Source organism: Rhodococcus sp. G6(2025) (assembly GCF_058628105.1).
This window is the reverse complement of record NZ_CP179750.1, coordinates 4,405,922-4,421,525: the sequence shown is the minus strand read 5'-3', so window position 1 is coordinate 4,421,525 and position 15,604 is coordinate 4,405,922. Positions and strand designations below refer to the sequence as shown.

15 protein-coding genes and 3 pseudogenes are annotated in these 15,604 nt (G+C 65.6%); 5 read left to right on the top strand and 13 right to left on the bottom strand.

Annotated elements, in window-relative coordinates; all coding sequences use genetic code 11:
* Window positions 1-37: 37 nt before the first annotated feature.
* Complete coding sequence (locus ACLIVD_RS20235) at window positions 38-1,261, top strand: MmgE/PrpD family protein (RefSeq protein WP_491930520.1); 1,224 nt, start codon at window positions 38-40, stop codon at window positions 1,259-1,261.
* A gap of 16 nt (window positions 1,262-1,277) precedes the next feature.
* Here the strand turns inward: ACLIVD_RS20235 and ACLIVD_RS20230 are convergent, their stop codons facing one another.
* The 3 genes and pseudogenes from ACLIVD_RS20230 to tnpA all read right to left on the bottom strand — a co-directional run bounded on the left by ACLIVD_RS20230 (window position 1,278) and on the right by tnpA (window position 3,288).
* A complete protein-coding gene (locus ACLIVD_RS20230; protein ID WP_280784278.1) occupies window positions 1,278-1,916 on the bottom strand; it encodes an HD domain-containing protein in 639 nt (212 codons plus the stop codon).
* A 133-nt stretch (window positions 1,917-2,049) separates the two neighbouring features.
* Window positions 2,050-2,800: pseudogene (locus ACLIVD_RS20225) on the bottom strand (GlxA family transcriptional regulator); the annotation flags it as partial.
* Between the two features lie 41 nt (window positions 2,801-2,841).
* On the bottom strand, window positions 2,842-3,288 hold the full coding sequence (gene tnpA / locus ACLIVD_RS20220) for an IS200/IS605 family transposase (protein ID WP_164062524.1): 447 nt from the start codon (window positions 3,286-3,288) through the stop codon (window positions 2,842-2,844).
* A 22-nt stretch (window positions 3,289-3,310) separates the two neighbouring features.
* Between tnpA and ACLIVD_RS20215 the strand changes: the two genes are divergently transcribed.
* The gene (locus ACLIVD_RS20215) at window positions 3,311-4,459 is read left to right on the top strand and encodes an RNA-guided endonuclease InsQ/TnpB family protein (protein WP_491932905.1); all 1,149 of its coding nucleotides are present in this window, start codon (window positions 3,311-3,313) and stop codon (window positions 4,457-4,459) included.
* Window positions 4,460-4,551: 92 nt separating this feature from the next.
* On the opposite strand, the pseudogene ACLIVD_RS20210 reads toward ACLIVD_RS20215, so the two are convergent.
* The 8 genes and pseudogenes from ACLIVD_RS20210 to ACLIVD_RS20175 form a co-directional block, all read right to left on the bottom strand.
* Window positions 4,552-4,758 (bottom strand): annotated as a pseudogene (locus ACLIVD_RS20210) (AraC family transcriptional regulator); the annotation flags it as partial.
* Between the two features lie 136 nt (window positions 4,759-4,894).
* Window positions 4,895-5,395 (bottom strand): helicase associated domain-containing protein, encoded by a 501-nt coding sequence (locus tag ACLIVD_RS20205; RefSeq protein ID WP_283352185.1) that lies wholly within the window; start codon window positions 5,393-5,395, stop codon window positions 4,895-4,897.
* Window positions 5,396-5,546: 151 nt separating this feature from the next.
* On the bottom strand, window positions 5,547-6,206 hold the full coding sequence (locus ACLIVD_RS20200; protein ID WP_491932904.1) for an AMIN-like domain-containing (lipo)protein: 660 nt from the start codon (window positions 6,204-6,206) through the stop codon (window positions 5,547-5,549).
* A 241-nt stretch (window positions 6,207-6,447) separates the two neighbouring features.
* Window positions 6,448-6,948, bottom strand: coding sequence for a VOC family protein (locus ACLIVD_RS20195; RefSeq protein WP_491932976.1), 501 nt, complete (start codon window positions 6,946-6,948; stop codon window positions 6,448-6,450).
* A 20-nt stretch (window positions 6,949-6,968) separates the two neighbouring features.
* A pseudogene (locus tag ACLIVD_RS20190) lies at window positions 6,969-7,019 on the bottom strand (hypothetical protein); the annotation flags it as partial.
* A gap of 135 nt (window positions 7,020-7,154) precedes the next feature.
* Window positions 7,155-7,913, bottom strand: a complete 759-nt coding sequence (locus ACLIVD_RS20185) for an SDR family oxidoreductase (protein ID WP_491930519.1) — start codon at window positions 7,911-7,913, stop codon at window positions 7,155-7,157.
* 234 nt (window positions 7,914-8,147) lie between these two features.
* The gene (locus tag ACLIVD_RS20180) at window positions 8,148-8,801 is read right to left on the bottom strand and encodes a DUF305 domain-containing protein (RefSeq protein WP_491930518.1); all 654 of its coding nucleotides are present in this window, start codon (window positions 8,799-8,801) and stop codon (window positions 8,148-8,150) included.
* Window positions 8,791-10,365, bottom strand: coding sequence for an LVIVD repeat-containing protein (locus ACLIVD_RS20175; protein ID WP_491930517.1), 1,575 nt, complete (start codon window positions 10,363-10,365; stop codon window positions 8,791-8,793). The genes ACLIVD_RS20180 and ACLIVD_RS20175 overlap by 11 nt, the downstream gene beginning before the upstream one ends.
* A 155-nt stretch (window positions 10,366-10,520) precedes the next feature.
* Here ACLIVD_RS20175 and ACLIVD_RS20170 point away from each other — a divergent pair, with 155 nt between their 5' ends.
* Entirely contained in the window at window positions 10,521-11,435 is a 915-nt protein-coding gene (locus ACLIVD_RS20170; RefSeq protein ID WP_283334040.1) for an exodeoxyribonuclease III, read from the top strand.
* A 39-nt stretch (window positions 11,436-11,474) separates the two neighbouring features.
* Here the strand turns inward: ACLIVD_RS20170 and ACLIVD_RS20165 are convergent, their stop codons facing one another.
* Both ACLIVD_RS20165 and ACLIVD_RS20160 read right to left on the bottom strand, forming a co-directional pair.
* Window positions 11,475-11,792, bottom strand: a complete 318-nt coding sequence (locus ACLIVD_RS20165; RefSeq protein WP_105413872.1) for a hypothetical protein — start codon at window positions 11,790-11,792, stop codon at window positions 11,475-11,477.
* Between the two features lie 66 nt (window positions 11,793-11,858).
* Window positions 11,859-12,773: a hypothetical protein gene (locus ACLIVD_RS20160; protein WP_491930516.1), complete on the bottom strand. Its 915-nt coding sequence runs from the start codon at window positions 12,771-12,773 to the stop codon at window positions 11,859-11,861.
* A gap of 244 nt (window positions 12,774-13,017) precedes the next feature.
* On the opposite strand from ACLIVD_RS20160, the gene ACLIVD_RS20155 reads away from it, so the two are divergent.
* Window positions 13,018-14,208 (top strand): hypothetical protein, encoded by a 1,191-nt coding sequence (locus ACLIVD_RS20155; protein ID WP_317569760.1) that lies wholly within the window; start codon window positions 13,018-13,020, stop codon window positions 14,206-14,208.
* Window positions 14,209-14,289: 81 nt separating this feature from the next.
* Window positions 14,290-15,567 carry a sensor histidine kinase gene (locus ACLIVD_RS20150; RefSeq protein ID WP_418341695.1) on the top strand — a complete coding sequence of 426 codons (1,278 nt, stop codon included), beginning with the start codon at window positions 14,290-14,292 and terminating at the stop codon, window positions 15,565-15,567.
* Window positions 15,568-15,604: the final 37 nt, after the last annotated feature.

The following is a 15,604-nucleotide window of genomic DNA, read 5'->3' as shown; positions in this document are numbered from 1 at the left end:
GGCGCAATGGGCGCACCGGTGGGGGAAGGAGTGGGCTATGACGATTGCGCCGCACGAATCAACCGATGCCATCGCGCACGATCTCGCAGTGTGGGCCGCAGGTATCGAGCCAGGGGCCGCGGATCTCGATCTCGCTCGACGTGCTCTGGTCGACACCGTTGCAGTGACCCTTGCCGCACTGGATGATCCGGCAGCTGCGTGGACGGATGGGCTGCCGGCTGCGCTTCGCTGGGCAGCGGTCGGGCACGTGCTCGATTTCGACGATTTGCACATACCCTCCACCACCCACGTCAGTGTGGTGTGCGTTCCCGCCACGTTGGCGGTGGGCGGCGGTGGGCGGGAGTACCTGGCGGCGGCGGGTGTGATGGCACGTCTGGGTACCGCGCTCGGTTGGAACCACTACACACAGGGGTGGCACACCACCGCGACAGTCGGTGCCATCTCGGCTGCTGTCGCTGCGGGGCTGTCGCTCGGGCTCGATTCTGACGGTATCGCCACTGCGATGGCACACGCCGTTCCCGCCGCAGGTGGCGTCCGCCAGGCCTTCGGCACCGCAGGCAAGTCGATTCAGGTCGGATTCGCCGCCCAGGCTGGTGTGCGTGCGGCCGGACTCGCCGCTGCCGGCGCGACTGCCGACCCTCGTGCTGTCAGTGAATGGTTCCGGCTCGTCGGCGGGCGGATGTCCCCGCAAGTCGAAGGTCCCATCATTCCGGATGGTCTCGGGCTGAAGCTTCACCCGTGTTGCTACGCGCTCCAGCGACCAATCGCGGCGGTTCGGTCGCTCGGTTCGTTATCGATCGGCGACATCGCCCGCATACGGGTGCACACTCCGCGCAGCGCGGTTTTGCCGTTGATACACAACTTTCCGAGTTCGGGTCTGGAAGGTAAGTTCTCGCTGAACTACGGCATCGCGGCAGCCCTGCTGGACGGGTTCCCCGATATCGAGAGCTTCACCGACGCTGCTGTGCAGCGGCCGGAAGTGCGGAGCATTCTCGACCGCGTCAGTCTGGTCGCCGAGCCTGTGGGCGAGGGGGTGCTCGATGGAGACTGCACGGTAGTCGTCGAACTCCGCGACGGATCACTACTCGAGGCCGGGGTCGACCTGCCTGTGGGGCACCCGCGCCGGCCTGCATCCGTCGCAGACTTCGAAGCCAAAGTTCGAGGGTGTGTCGGTGACGAACGGGCGGCCGAGATTATGAATTTGGACTGGGTTTCGGCAGCGGCATTGCTGCAACGTCATCTGCCGGGCGGTGTCAACTGAAGAACCGGCACGGACATCATTCCGACCAAGCGGAGTTCAGGATCACATCGACGAAGTCACCCCGGACGAATCCGGGAACGAAGTGTGCCAGCACATCGGCCTTCACGTTGCCGAACGTAGTATCCGGGCGGTCTTCGAGTCCATCCGTGAAGGCAGCGAGGATCTCGTTCTTGAAGTCCGGCCGCGGGTGGGAGGCAACGACGGCGGCGCGTTCCTCGTCGGTGATCGCGTCGTATCCGATACCGAGTACGTCGAGTTCGACGCCGCGGGTAAGCAGCGCGATCTCCGGTGCCATATGCAGTGGAATCTCGGGGGTGGTGTGGAGTGCGATGCTCGTCCACACCGTGTCTGCCTCGTCTTCGCCGATTCCGTGGGAGCGGAGGAAATTGCGGGCCTCGTCGGCGGCGTCGATCTCGAATCGCTGATCCGCGCGTCGGTATTTCGTCGTGAGTCCGAGGTCGTGGAACATGGCCCCGACGTACAACAGTTCGGCATCGAACGCGAGTTTCTGGTGTCGGGCTCGGAGTGAGCCGAACAGGAACACGCGCCGGGAGTGGTGGTAGATCAACGGGTTCGCGGCCTCCCGCACCAATTCCGTGGCTTCGGTGACCAGGACGTTGTCGGGAATGTCGATGCCTGCGACGGTGTCGGTCATGCGTTTCTCGCTTCCGGAGGCTCTGGTCCGCGGGTCGCGGCTGATCTACTTCACAGTGACATTGTCAACCGCGGCGGAAACCGCCATTCCGGCCCACTTCCGCACAGATCGGGACATGTCCGGTCGGCTGCTCTCAGCGATGGGTGGAGTGGAATCGCTGCCGATACGCCCGCGGCGACACCCCGAGATGCTGGATGAAACTGCGCCGCAAGCTCTCCGGGCTGCCGAATCCGCTGTGCTGCGCCGCGGAAGTCACGGTGTGTCCTGCATCGAGCATGGCTTTGGCGGTGTCGAATCGGATCAGCTCAACGTACTTGGCCGGGGTGGTCCCCAGCTCGTCCTGGAACAGCCTGGTCAGATGCCGGGGACTGACGTAGGCGCGCGCGGCGAGCCGGGTGATGGAGTGGTCACCGGTGGGGCCGCGGCTACGGCATCGACCACCTCGCGGAGCTGTCCGGTGCGTGGCCGCGGCCCGCGCAGGCTGGGGGAGAACTGGGACTGACCGCCCGGTCGCTGCAGGAACACCACGAGTGACTGGGCGACCGCTCGTGCCAGTTCGGTGCCGTGATCGCGTTCGACGAAAGCCAGGGCCAAGTCGATCCCGGCAGTGACACCTGCCGAGGAGAAGATGGTGCCGTCCTCGACGAAAATTGCGTCGGGTTCCACGGTGATCCGGGGTATCCGCGCGCGAGGGTATCGGTGTGCTGCCAGTGGGTGGTCGCGCGCCGACCGTCGAGGAGCCCGGCCGCCGCCAGGATGAACGCACCAGTGCAGATCGAGGCCATCCGGTCGGCGTTGCCGGCCAGCGTGGTGGCCGCACCGGCGAGTTCCGGGCTCACCGGCGTCGACGGAAAAATGTCGCCACCCATCACCAGCGCGGTTGACCGCGGAGCGTAGCGCGCAAGCCCGGTCCTTCAGGGCCGGGTTAGCGCATCGACTTCGGCCTACCGGGAGCGCGGGGCGGTTGCCGCTGCTGCTCGATGTACTGCCGGATGATCGAGATAGGTGCCCCGCCACACGATGCGGCGAAGTAGCTCGGGGACCAGAGGTGTCCGTTCATCGAGTGTCGGTTCACCCATCCGCGGTACTGGTCGCGCAGGCGGCGTGCGGAGACGCCTTTGAGGCTGTTCACCAGCTTCGAGATTTGGATGGTCGGAGGGTATTCGATCAGCAGGTGCACGTGGTCGCCCTCCCCGTTGAACTCGACCAGCCGAGAACCGTAGTCGTCGCACACGCTGCGCATCACCTGTTCGCAGGTGGTCAGCAGCTCGTCGGTGAGGACTCCGCGCCGATACTTGGTAACAAAGACCAAGTGGACGTGCAGGGCGGAAACAACGGAGCGGCCACGTCTGTATTCAGGTTCAGAAACCATAGACCAATGTTATTCTTTGGGTGTGCAGTTGCGATACCAGTACCGCGTCCGTCCGACGCCCGGTCAGCAGGACATGCTGGCCCGCTCGTTCGGGTGCGCGCGGGTGGTGTTCAACGACTGCCTGCGCATCCACCAGGACGCGTATGCGTCCGGGGTGAGACTGTCGGATACCGCCGTGCAGAAGCAGGCAGTCACCGCAGCGAAGAAGACTCCGGAGCGGGCCTGGTTGGACGAGGTCGCATCGGTGGTGCTGGTGCAGGCGTGTCAGGACGCGCGGCGGGCGTACCGAAACTGGTTCGACTCGCTCTCCGGGAAACGGAAGGGCCGCAAGGTCGGCGCGCCACGGTTCCGGTCCCGCCGGGACAATCGGCAGGCGATCCGGCTGACCCGCAACGGGTTCTCGATTCGCCCGAACGGGAAGCTGTACGTGGCGAAGGTCGGCGAGTTGGAGGTCGCCTGGTCCCGCGATCTGCCCTCGGAACCGTCCTCGGTGACGATCATCAAGGATGCAGCGGGCCGGTACTTCGCGTCGTTCGTGGTCGAGACCACCGACGAACCTCTGCCGCCGGTCGATGCGGAGGTCGGTATCGACCTCGGGTTGGCAACGTTCGCGGTCCTGTCGAACGGCAAGACGATCAGCTCGCCGAAGTTCCTGCACCGTGCAGAACGCAAGCTCGGCAAGGCGCAGCGACTTCTGTCGCGCAAGGAGAAAGGCAGCAACAACCGGGTCAAGGCACGTATTCGCGTCGCGAAGGCCCACGCCAGAGTGTCCGACGCTCGCAAGGACTGGGCGCACAAGCACTCCACGGCGATCATCCGCGAGAACCAAGCGGTGTTCGTCGAGGATCTGTGCGTCCGGGGGCTGGCGCGGACACGGTTGGCGAAATCGGTCCACGACGCCGGGTGGGGAATGTTCACCCGCATGGTGGAGGAGAAAGCCGCCCGCTACGGGCGCACCTTCGTCAAGGTGGACCGGTTCTATCCGTCGTCGCAGATCTGCTCCCAATGCGGGGTCCTCGATGGCCCGAAACCGCTCTCGATCCGGGAGTGGGCATGCAAGGCGTGCGGCGCCGTTCACGACCGCGACGTCAACGCCGCGAAGAACATCCACGCCGCAGGACGTGCGGAGTGGCTAAACGCCTGCGGAGGGGCCGTCAGCCTTCCCTCCTAGAGGGAAGCGAGCCCCAATGAAACAGGAACCCACCCAAGCGGCGCGCAGCGCCGCAGAAGGAATCCCGGTCGTTCACAGCCGGGAGGACGTCAAAGACGATCTGTGTCCGCGGCGTCGACATCGACGGAAATTTGCATCCCGGTGGACGCGGTCACGTCGACCGCCCCGACCGAGCACAGCACCAACTCGTACGTGGCGCCGAGTCGATTGGCCTCCGTGAAGACCTCGGATGGACCGGCGACGTCGAGCATCTTCACGCCGTCGAACACGAGCACACCGACACGGTGGGGCACATCCATGAGCTCATCTTCCTCGCATCATGTTCTCAATGGACCGCCGGCGCGGACCCGCCACCGACACGTGGGGGCTATCAGTGTTACCGGTGATACTCGAACATCTGTACAGCAACACAATTCGGCCTGCGAGCTGTATGCCTTACCTCACCTGTCCGACAAGGTGTGCTGATGTTCGGGGGCCTCGTGGTCGTGGACCGGGGGAGACCCCGAGGACGGAGAGTGTGCGACGCTCCTTGTCCGGCAAGGCGTCGGCCCTCCACTTCTTCACCGCCCGGTAGAGCCACTGGCCCACCTGTTCACCGTCTGCGGTGACATAGTTCGCGGGAACAAGTGCGTTACCGTGCTCTTCGCGGTAGGCGGCGATGGCGGTGAGCATCCGTCGTCGCTTGGCGTCGGTACGTGACACTGCCGGGAGTGGGACGTCGTCATCGCTCCACAGAAATCCGATTTCGTCGAGTTGCTCGATGCGCTGGGGCGGCAGTGTGCCGAGCATGCGGGCAATCCGCTGGCGGTCCTGCCAACGTCCCAGTCGGAAGCCGCATTCGGTGACGTAATCGGCCGGGACCGGAGTTCGGGGGTGCTGGTGCTGAAAGGCGCGGTAGAGCTGCAGTGCCGAGGTTGCGGGCCTGTTATCTCGCATCGAGATCGCATCCTTGTGAAAGCCGTCGAGCATTATCCGGATAGTCATCACTTCAAGTATGTCAACGAGTTTGACGATCTGTTACGAAAGTCGGCTCGTGTCGCCCCGGGAATGCAATCTCTGCCGGGGCAACGAGTGCCCGAATGTGGCGCTAGTCGTGGATGTCGACGGCGATTCTCGTCGGTTCTGTGAAAGTCGTGACCTGGAACTGCGGGTAGTCGGTACGGAGGCCGACGAACGACTGGGTGCCTCTCTCGTAGTTCGGTGTGAGGTGTACCTCGACCACGCTGTACGCCGCGGGGTCCGACAACGGGTTCGGTCCGTTATACGCGGCGATCCCACTCTCGGCCGAGGAGTCCGTGTCGAAGAAGTAGATCTGCAGGATCGATCGACCGTTGAGTCGTGTCGCGGTCTCTTGACCGCGTTGCGTTGCCTCGGCGACGTATTCGGCGCGCCAGCCAGGCGCGTATGTGCCGCCGAAGTCGTAGACGATGCGATCGAATCCGTCGTGCCGCTCGATGTGCATGCCGCTGGCCGTAACTCCGGGGAGGGGTGGAATCACCAGCGCTGTGGGCGGTAATAGTGGGATGTCGGTTGTCCTCGGGCCCGGTGTTGTCGGTGTGGGAGCGTCGGGGATACCGGGCCGCGCGTTCGGGTCCGTCGGTGGGGGAGGATCAGGTCGTTGGGGCGGGGCGCCGCCGCCCGCCTGTGCGTCGGGGACCCTGCTCCACGGGATCGTTGTTCCTTCGACGGATCCCGTGTGCTCGGTGGTCGACTGGCAGCCCGCTGCCAGGGCGATGCATGCCATCATTGCCACGAATGGGATCCGCGTGCGCGTTTCGCCCCTCATGGTCTGGGTATCGCCTGGCGCGGACGAGATGTGACTCGGGCGAAGCTACGAGCAAGTAGCTGGTTCGTGACGCACGCGGAAGCGGAATCCAATCCGCTCCGGCCGCCGCGCCGCAGACGAGATCCTCGCCGAACCCGTCCTGCTCCGAGATGGCCCTGCCTTACGCGGGACACAGTGCCGATGGCCGTGGCCTCACAACTCCTCAGGTGGGCAGCTCCGCCCCGGACTGTTCGGCGGCCATGTACTCGGCGTACCAGTCGGGCCAGTTCGGGTCTTCTTCGCCGGTGCGCTCTTCGTGCCCGCCGTGGGCGGCCGCCGCGCGCCGGAGCGCCGTCGCGAGGTCGCGTGCAGAGCCGAACGAGGTGCCGGCGGTGTCGATGCGCCCAGGAAGCCTGGTCGTGACCTCTTGCAGCACCCAGGCATTGCCGTCGGGGTCGCTGACCGACGCCAGCGAGAAGTAGCTGCGACGGTCCGGGTCCAGCCCGTCGCCCGGGCCGTCCGTGCCGAGGTGGAACAGGGTCACCTCGATGCCGGCGGCGACCAGCTGGTCACGGGCAGCCTCGATGTCGGAGACGATGAGGTATCCCTTGGCGGAACCGGGTGCGGCTGTTGTGAGGTCGGCGCCGAAGTGGATCGAGGCGGCGGCGCCGGGCGGGGTGAACTGGACGACGCCGGAACCCGCGGTGTGACGTCTTGTCTCCAACCGAGCCTGGTGTAGAACTCGGTGGCCCGGTCGACATCCGTGACGGGAATGACGACGACCTCCAGCTTCATGTCGACCGACGCGACCTGCGTGTTGGTCGAATCGTTGGTCTGAACTTCGTTTGTGCTCACGGGTTGCCTCTCTGGTTCTCGGGAATTGATCGGGAGTGGCGTCCCTCCAGCCACCCACGTTTCGTCGTGTGGTCATCAGAAAACGAACTGCTGCCCACCGTCGATGTCGTATGTCGCGCCGGTGAGCGCGGTGTTGCTCATGATGTGGACGGCCAGTGCGGCGACGTCGGCGGGTCCGACGACCCGGCCGATCGGAAGCGTTGTCCGCAATTCCTTCCGGCGCTCGTCCAGTCGATCTCCGAGCAGCGATGCCGACAACGGGGTGTCGACGAAGCCGGCGGCGATGAGGTTGACGCGAACCGGCGCGAGCTCGAGCGCGAGGGCCGCCGTGAACGGGGGCAGTGCCGCGGTGGCGGCGGAGGCGATCCCCAGTCCGTGACCGATGCGCCGGCCGCCGGTTCCGCCCATCAGTAGCAGCGTGCCCCCGGGCCTCATCTTGCTCGCCGCGTTGCGCGCGACCTCGAGCCCCAGCACCACGTGACCGCTGAGTTGTTCGCGCACCTCATCGGAGTCCATCTCGAGCAGGGGTGCGTAGCGCGGGCCCCCGGCCGTGACCAACACATGGTCGATCGGGGTCGGCAGGGCGTGGAAGAACCTCGCCAAGGCGGCCGTGTCGTTGGCGTCGAAGCCTGCGGTGCGCTGCGTGCCGACATCTGTCGCTGCTTGCAAGAGCCGGTCAGGATTGCGGCCAGTGAGGATGACCTCGGCGCCCTCGGCCCGGGCGCGGCGAGCTGTCTCGAGGCCGATGCCTGCGCTGCCGCCGAGCACGACGACGGTTTGTCCGGCCAGTTCCGGTTCGCGCTGAATGGAGACTGGTGTGGGTTCGGTGGTCATGGTTTCTCCGATCGGTAGCGTCGGCTGCCGATGGCCGGGAAGCTTGCGAACACGCTTCCTCCTCGGACCTGCCGCAGCCGTCGGCAGGACCGATCGCGGCCCCGGAGGACGCCGTCGCGATATTCAGTCGCCGATCGGCCCCGCCCACGGAAATGCTTCTACAGTCGTCGCGGCCGGGCAAGGGCGGACGCACAGTGGGCTTCCGGGTGTGCAGCGGTGGCGAGCCTCAACGCCTCAAGGGTGGGCGAGCGGTGTCGCGTCGCGGGTATCGAGTATGGCTGTCATCACTGCGATTTCATTGGTCTGGTCACGGATCATCCCGCGTGCGATGCGGCGGATCGGTTCGGATGCAACCGCGTGGGTGGCTGCCTCGGCCATGTCGACGCCCCCTTGGTGGTGCCGAATCATGAGCTGCAGAAACAGTGTCTCGGCATCTGCTCCGCGCAGGCCGGCGAGCCGGATGATCTCGCTGGTACTCGCTGCTCCCGGCATGGGCGCGCCGCCCTGGTCACCCATGGCGTGATCAGATCCGTGCATCCACTGCATCGGATGCGGGGTGGTGAACGGTTCGTCGAAGAGGTTGAGCCAACCGCGCATCGTCGCGATCTCGGAGGTCTGTGCGACGACAATCTGATCGGCGATGACCCGGATCTGAGGATCGACGTCCCGCGATAGCGTCTGGGCGATCAGCACGGCCTGCTCGTGGTGCACCGACATGTCCTGTGCGAAACCGATGTCCGCTGATGACAATTGGACCCCGTCGGGGTTCGTGTCGCGTTCCGATTGCAACCACATTCCGGCGGCGATCCCGGCGGCGCCGAGCAGGATGGCGCTCAGCAATAGGACGAGGGGACCGCTGAACGACGAAGGCGTGGTGTCACTGCCCATAAGTCGACGCCTGATTCGCCGGTGGTTGATAAACGGTGTCGTCGAGCTGCAACGCCATGAAACCGTTGTCGCTGCACGAGGTCCAGATCTGGTTGCCGTGGAACTCCGGAGGCGAGAAGCACCAGTCCGCGGACAGGTCGCCGAACGCCACCATTCCGGCGCGCGGACCGAATGCGACCCGCGGATCCGTCTTGCCCTCGAAGACGGCGCGGGCGAGCGGAACGAAATTGAAGAGTGAGACACCGATCAGCGAGGACAGTGCGTGCGGTGAGTTGGTGAGCTGAACGTTCTTACCGGTCTGTGCCGGCGGGTTGTAGTAGGCGATCTCGCTGATGCGGCTCAGATCGCGAATATCGAACACGCGGATCCCGGACGATTCCCAGGAGCACGCGAGCGCGGTCGGGTCGGCTGGGCGGTCGACCACGCAGTAGTGCGGATCGTAGGAGAACACCGAGCCGCCTTGCGACGACCGAAGGTTCGCGGCGGTATTGGCCGGAAGCTGGATCTCGAGCTTGATCTTCTGCACGATCTCGGCGTGCGCCGGGTCGGCGACATCGAAGACCTTGATTCCGCCGCCGCCGGTTTCGTCGACGGTGAAGATGTAGGGCTTGTCCCCATATGTGACCGGGATGCTGTGCTGATTGAAGAAGCCGTCGGTCCACAGATAGGTGGCGATCTGCGGGACGGTGGGATATGGGTCGCCGCGTTGCACCGCGCTGATGTCGAGGACGGTGATCCCACCGAGATTCGACAGGTACATCCGGTTCCCGTCCGGGGTGATGCCGAATCCGTGCCCGCCGAGTCCGTGCAATCCCTGCCAGATGATCCGCGGCTCGGCCGGGTTTCTGATGTCGATGGCGGTGAGGAATCCCGGTGCGGGCCCGGACACCCAGTAGGTGTTGCCATCCGGGGAGAAGCCGCCTTCGTGGGAGATGAACGGCAGCGGCGTCGTGACGTCGGTACCGGCACCCCGGTTGAGCAACCGGGGGTGGGTGCAGTCGGAAATGTCGTAGACGGAGAAGTAGCCGGTGCCGGCAGCGATCGGCACTGCTGTGGCCGCGAGCAACTTGCGTGCCTTGTTGACCTTCAGACTTTCCCAGGTTCCGCCCAACATCGCCGGTTCGTTCAGGGTCGTGGATAACACCGGCTGTGCAGGGTTCGACACGTCGAGCACCTGTACGCCCGGCGTTGTGGGGTTGAGCAGGTTCCCGGGGAAGAACGTGCTGGTGTAGGAGCAGTGGTCGTAGGTCACCGACAGCAGGCCACCACCGCGATCCTGCAAGCCTCCGACCAGCGACATGTTGCATCGATAACCCTGGGTGCTGCGGCCGTTGTTCCGGTCCTCGGCCGGAACGTCGCCCTGCATACCCGTTTCCGGCAGCGAACCGGGACCGCAATTCGCCCGCGGAACGGCCGTCGAACCGACATCGTCGAAGAAGAACGTGTCGGCTGACGCGATGGCAGGCATCGGGCTTGTCGCGACCCCGAGGACGGCCGAGACGGCCAGTGCCGCGGTAGCCACACCTCGCCGGGCACTTCCTGGCCGCTTCCGCGCGATCCGCATCGAGATCTCCCCTGCAGTGTGGTCTCAATCACGGGAACGCTAGCAACCCGTACTCGAGTTCACATACAAATTGGCCAACTTCGCAGAACTGGCCGACGGCGAGTGAAAGGTATGGCGAGATTCGATGCGTCGGTCGGATCCCTACACTGTCACTCGTGCGAATCGCGACCTTCAACGTCAACGGGATCCGCGCGGCGCAGCGGCGCGGATTCGAGGACTGGCTGGGCGACCGCGGCCCCGATGTGGTCGCGCTTCAGGAGGTGCGCGCTCGTGCCGAGGCCATCCCGCCGGGGGTGTTCGGCGACTACCACCTCACGTACGACGAGGGCGACGTCGCGGGCCGCAACGGTGTCGCGGTTCTGACCCGGCGTGCGCCCATCGCAGTTCGGACGTGGAGTGGTACAGCGCTGATGCGCGCACCGGGTGAAATGCACACCGACAGCGTCGAACTGGATCCGGAGCCGTTGGCTCGGGGTCTGGCAGAGTTCGCGAAGCAGGGCCGGTACGTCGAGGTCGACCTGGCCGATGCGCCGATCACCGTGGCATCGATGTACCTGCCGAAGGGCGGTCTTCCGGCCCACCTCCAGAAGCCCGGACGCATGCGGGAGGCGCCCGACGGCGGAGCACGCTACGACCGCAAGATGCGTTTCCTCTCCGCGTTCGCGCGACAGCTGACCCGCTCGCGGCGCACGGCACGCGCACGGGGCAGGGAGCTTCTGCTGATGGGTGACCTCAACATTGCGCACACCCGTTCCGACGTACGGAACTGGCGGCGCAGCAATCAGGCCGAGGGGTTTCTGCCGGAGGAGCGCGAGTGGTTCGACTCGATCCTGTCGCCGCGCACCCTCGTCGATGTCGTCCGGCGACAGCATCCAGGCGTCGACGGTCCGTACTCGTGGTGGTCGTGGCTGGGGCAGTCGTTCGTGAACGACATCGGCTGGCGCATCGACTACCACCTCGCGACGCCGGACCTGGCTCGAGCGGCGGTCACGGCCGGCACCGACCGGGATCCGGCGGCCGACCGCCGGATGAGCGATCACGCTCCGGTCGTCGTGGATTACGACTTCTGAGCGGTCCGGGCTCCCCGCGCGGCGAGGACAACCGGAGACTCAGGTGGTCAGTTTCATGGACAGGAAGGCCAAGGTCGCCCCGAACTCTCGGATCTCGCTGGGCTGGTCCGGCTGACATGCCCATTCGATCAGGTCTCGATCGGCCACCAGGTCGGCGGCGCGACGGCGGGACTCGTCGGGGTCGGGCGGTGTTGCCCGGAGCGCATCACCCAACCGGCTCAGGGGTTCGACGAGAGGGATGAGCTCGGAGGGAGGGCGGTTCTCAGGCGTGAAGACCCGCTGAGCGCTCTTGATCACCGTCATCGCCGCGAGCCACGAACCTTCCCAGGTACCTGCCTGGTCATTCGGTGGGTGCATAGCGTCAGCGTAGACATCGTGCGTCGAGTCTCGCGGCGACTGACCTGAAATCGTGGATTGATCGATCTACGGCTGTGCGACCACGGTGTTCCCGTTGTCGTCGGAGCAGTTGATCGTGTAACCGGTCTCCGCGGATTCCGGGTCTCCCGAGAGGCGGCATTCCCACCCGTCGAAGCTGTACACCGGTTCGCTCTTGTCAGGTGCCGCGAAGTACTTCGTCAGCATCGTGTGCGCCTCGTCGCAGCGGAGTGTGCCCTTCACGATGACCACCGTCGCAGGTTTTCCCGTCTCCGGATAGACAACGGGGCCACACTGATTCGATCCGCGGGCCTGCTGGGGGAGCGGGGCCGGGGTGGGCGCGATCTGCGGTGGGCTCGCGCTGGGGAGGCTCACGGGTAATGGGGTGAACTCGAACGTGTAGCCGCTGGTGGAGATGGTGAATCCCTTGTCCGTCGCATCGTCCCTGCAGGAGACGCCGGAGAACTGCACATTGCAACTGAATCCGTCGATCGCCAGCGTGGTGTCATAGGGAAGGACGTTGGCGTTGCCGGGAAAGACAGCCTGGTTCCAGTTCTGGAAGCTCGGCTCCTTCCCCGCCTCGACCGCGATGAGGTTCGCTTCCGCGGGCGGGCCGCCGTCCGGCGAGGCGATCTGTGGAGTCCCGGGCACACCCAATGGCCCCGCGGTGGGATGAGAGGCGCATCCGGCCAGATTCTTCGTGGGAATGATCGCGCACAGCCATTTCCCTGACGGTGTGACGAAGCCGTAGGAATCGGCTTCCGGGTCGCTGGAGGCGTACTCCTTCGCATCGACACCGTTGACCGGTGCCTCCGTTGGCGGTGCCTCGCTGGAGGCACTCGGTGCGGCCGATTCGGTGCCCTCGGTCGACGATGCGTCCTGGGTGCAGGCCGCGAGAAACAAGGACGAGACACCGGCGATCGATGCCAGCGCCACCGCGGGCCGAAGTCGAATCCTGGTCATGCACCACACCCCTTTCTCCTCAGTCTGCCGGATCGATCGGATGAGATGTTCCCACGAATACCGGTGTGCCGCGTGGCATCGATCGATCTGCGTCGAACACTGCAGGCGACAACGAACCCGAGGTGTCGAGAAGGTCCACCCAGGTGTCGCATCACCCCACCCTGTGGTGATGGTGCCGAATCCGGATCCCCGCGAGGATCGATCCCGTGTTCCTCGAACTGTCCGGACTCGCGGGCGGCACCCGGTGAGTCTTCGCGCGCAGAGCGCGACCGCCCTGGTGACCGCCGCACTGGCTGTCGCGGTGGTCGCATCCGTCGACTGGCAGTTGTGCCGGGGCGTGTTCAGTCCGACGGAATTGGCGTTGTTCGTGATGGTCGGAGTGGTGTTCGTGGCGGCCGGCCTGGTCGCCAAGTGCCACCGACCGCAGGACAACTTGGGGTGGCTGCTGGTTGCCGCCGGGCTGCTGTGGCTGGTGAAGGGCTTTCGGCTGTCGACGGTCCCGGTGCTGTTCACGGCGGGCGCGGCGCTGACCGACATGTACATTCCGGTACTGATCCAACTCGTGTTCAGTTTTCCCTGGGGCCGATTGCGTCACCGGTGGGAGCGATGGTTCGTCGGCGGAAGTTATGCGTACTACGCGGTCGCCGTCGTGTCCGAGCTTGCGTTCCTCGACACCCACCGCATCAGCCCGGCCCATCCGCCGTCGTTGAATCTGCTCTTGGTGAGTGACGACCCGAGGGTCTTCGCGGCGCTGCAAGTGATGTTCGGCGTGGTGGGGATCGCCCTCGGTGTGGTCCTGATCGGCGTGGTGATCGCCCGATGGAGGTCGGGTTCACCGGCCTATCGGGCCGCCGTGGCGCCGCTGTGGATCGCCGCTCTGCTCGGGACCGCCGCAACCGCCTGGACACCGCTGGTCTCCGTGTGGGTGCACAGCCCGCAGCATGCGTGGACGCTGCTTCTGCGATATCCGTCGACTGCGCTCATTCCGCTTGCGGTGCTGGTCGGGATGTGGCGCTACCGAGTCGCCCGAGCCGCGGTGCGCAACCTGATGATCGAGATCGGTACCGCCCCACGCGGTGACGGCGTCATCGACGCGCTGCGGGCGGCATTGCGCGACCCGGATCTGGCGTTGTGGTCGTTCTCCCGCGCCCGCGACGGGTATGTGGACGCGCAGGGACGTCCCCAGGTTCTGCCACCGAGGAATGATCCCCGTGAGGCCACTGCCCTCATCCGCGACGGCGTCCTGGTGGGGGCGTTGGTGTACGACCGGGCGGTCGCCGACCAGCCGAGGCTTCTGGCGGCTGTGCGGGCCGCGACCACCCTGGCGCTGGACAATCAGCGACTGCACGGCGAACTCGAGGCGCAGATGGCGGAGGTCCGCAGGGCCCGTGAGCAGACCGCCAAGTACCAGGGGTCACCCACTCGCCGGTGCTAGAATCTTGGGCATTGTCGCAGGTCCAGCAGTTGATGTCCTCGCATCTTCCTGTCGGAGTCCCCCGGCCGAGGAGGCCGTCCCATGGCTGAGTCATCGGTACTACCCGCGGATCTCGGCGGCAGCCCAGATCTCGAACGCATCATCCTCGAGCACGCCTATCGCGGCGCGTATCTCCAGCTCGCACTTCGTGGTGTTCTGGTGCTCTTCATCGCGTTGACGCTGGCGTTCGTCCCGCCCATGAACGACGCGGGCGTGTGTGTCGCGGTCCTGGTTTGCTACGCACTCTGGTCCGGCGGCCTCGCGCTGTGGACTCGTCGAGGAGGTCCGGGGCCGGTGAATGCGATGTGGCTCGCCCTGTTCGTCGACCTCGCGGTCCTCGGTTGCCTCACCCTGTTGACTGGTATTGCGGCACAACAGAGTTGGACCGCAGACATCCTGAGCAACGGTTTGTTCGTGATCCCGCTACTGGCCTCCACGCAGCTCCGCCCGGGGGTCTGTGCGTCCGTGGTCGTGCCGACGGTCTTGGTATTCCTGGCCGCGAGCTGGGCGACGATGGCGTCGAATGAAGAGCCCTGGTCCTCCATCCTGCTCAGCACGATGGCCCTCGCCGTCCTCGGTGCGGGCGCCGTCATGCTCAGCAGAATTCAACGGTCCAGGGTGCTGACGATCGGTCACCTGGTGCGCGACCGCACCGCTCTGCTCGCGGAGTTGATGGGTCTCGAACAACGCGAACGACGTGCGTTGTCCGAGCAACTCCACGACGGGGCGCTCCAATTCGTCCTGGCCGCGAAGATGGACCTCGACGACCTCACCGGCAGTGCCGACCCGCAGGCGGTCGCACGCATCACCCACGCACTCACCGAATCCGCAACCTTGCTCAGGGCGACCGTCTCTGAGCTGCACCCCACTGTGCTCGATCGTGTCGGTCTCGCTCGCGCCCTCGGCGATCTCACCCGCTCGGCCCAGGCGCGTGGCGGTTTCGAGGTTCAGCTCCTGACCTCGGAATGGGTCGACGACCTTCGCACGTCCGCTGATGATGTGCTGTTCAGCGCGGCACGCGAATTGCTCAGCAACGTGGTCAAACACGCGCAAGCCAGCAATGTCCGGGTCGAGCTGGCGCGGTGGGGTGAGCATGCCGTCCTCGATGTCACCGACGACGGGCGCGGCATCTCCCGAGAGGCGATCGACCGCAGCCTCAGCAGAGGCCACATCGGATTGACATCGCACGAACTCCGTGTCGTCGCGGCGGGAGGCAGCTTCTCAGTCCACCCCGGGCCTCGATCCGGGACGGTTGCGCACATCGAAATGCCGTTCGAGATCGTGACAGCACCCGATTCCCTCACGACGTCGGCGCACTAGCAGTTCGCGGGTCGCTGAGCTGCCGAGGTTCGGGCTA

Coding starts and splice junctions, on each gene's coding strand:
- ACLIVD_RS20235 (WP_491930520.1), top strand. CDS start 38: ATGACGATTGCGCCGCACGAATCAACCGATGCCATCGCGCACGATCTC.
- ACLIVD_RS20230 (WP_280784278.1), bottom strand. CDS start 1,916: ATGACCGACACCGTCGCAGGCATCGACATTCCCGACAACGTCCTGGTC.
- tnpA (WP_164062524.1), bottom strand. CDS start 3,288: ATGGTTTCTGAACCTGAATACAGACGTGGCCGCTCCGTTGTTTCCGCC.
- ACLIVD_RS20205 (WP_283352185.1), bottom strand. CDS start 5,395: ATGCGAGATAACAGGCCCGCAACCTCGGCACTGCAGCTCTACCGCGCC.
- ACLIVD_RS20200 (WP_491932904.1), bottom strand. CDS start 6,206: ATGATGGCATGCATCGCCCTGGCAGCGGGCTGCCAGTCGACCACCGAG.
- ACLIVD_RS20185 (WP_491930519.1), bottom strand. CDS start 7,913: ATGACCACCGAACCCACACCAGTCTCCATTCAGCGCGAACCGGAACTG.
- ACLIVD_RS20180 (WP_491930518.1), bottom strand. CDS start 8,801: ATGGGCAGTGACACCACGCCTTCGTCGTTCAGCGGTCCCCTCGTCCTA.
- ACLIVD_RS20175 (WP_491930517.1), bottom strand. CDS start 10,365: ATGCGGATCGCGCGGAAGCGGCCAGGAAGTGCCCGGCGAGGTGTGGCT.
- ACLIVD_RS20165 (WP_105413872.1), bottom strand. CDS start 11,792: ATGCACCCACCGAATGACCAGGCAGGTACCTGGGAAGGTTCGTGGCTC.
- ACLIVD_RS20160 (WP_491930516.1), bottom strand. CDS start 12,773: ATGACCAGGATTCGACTTCGGCCCGCGGTGGCGCTGGCATCGATCGCC.
- ACLIVD_RS20150 (WP_418341695.1), top strand. CDS start 14,290: ATGGCTGAGTCATCGGTACTACCCGCGGATCTCGGCGGCAGCCCAGAT.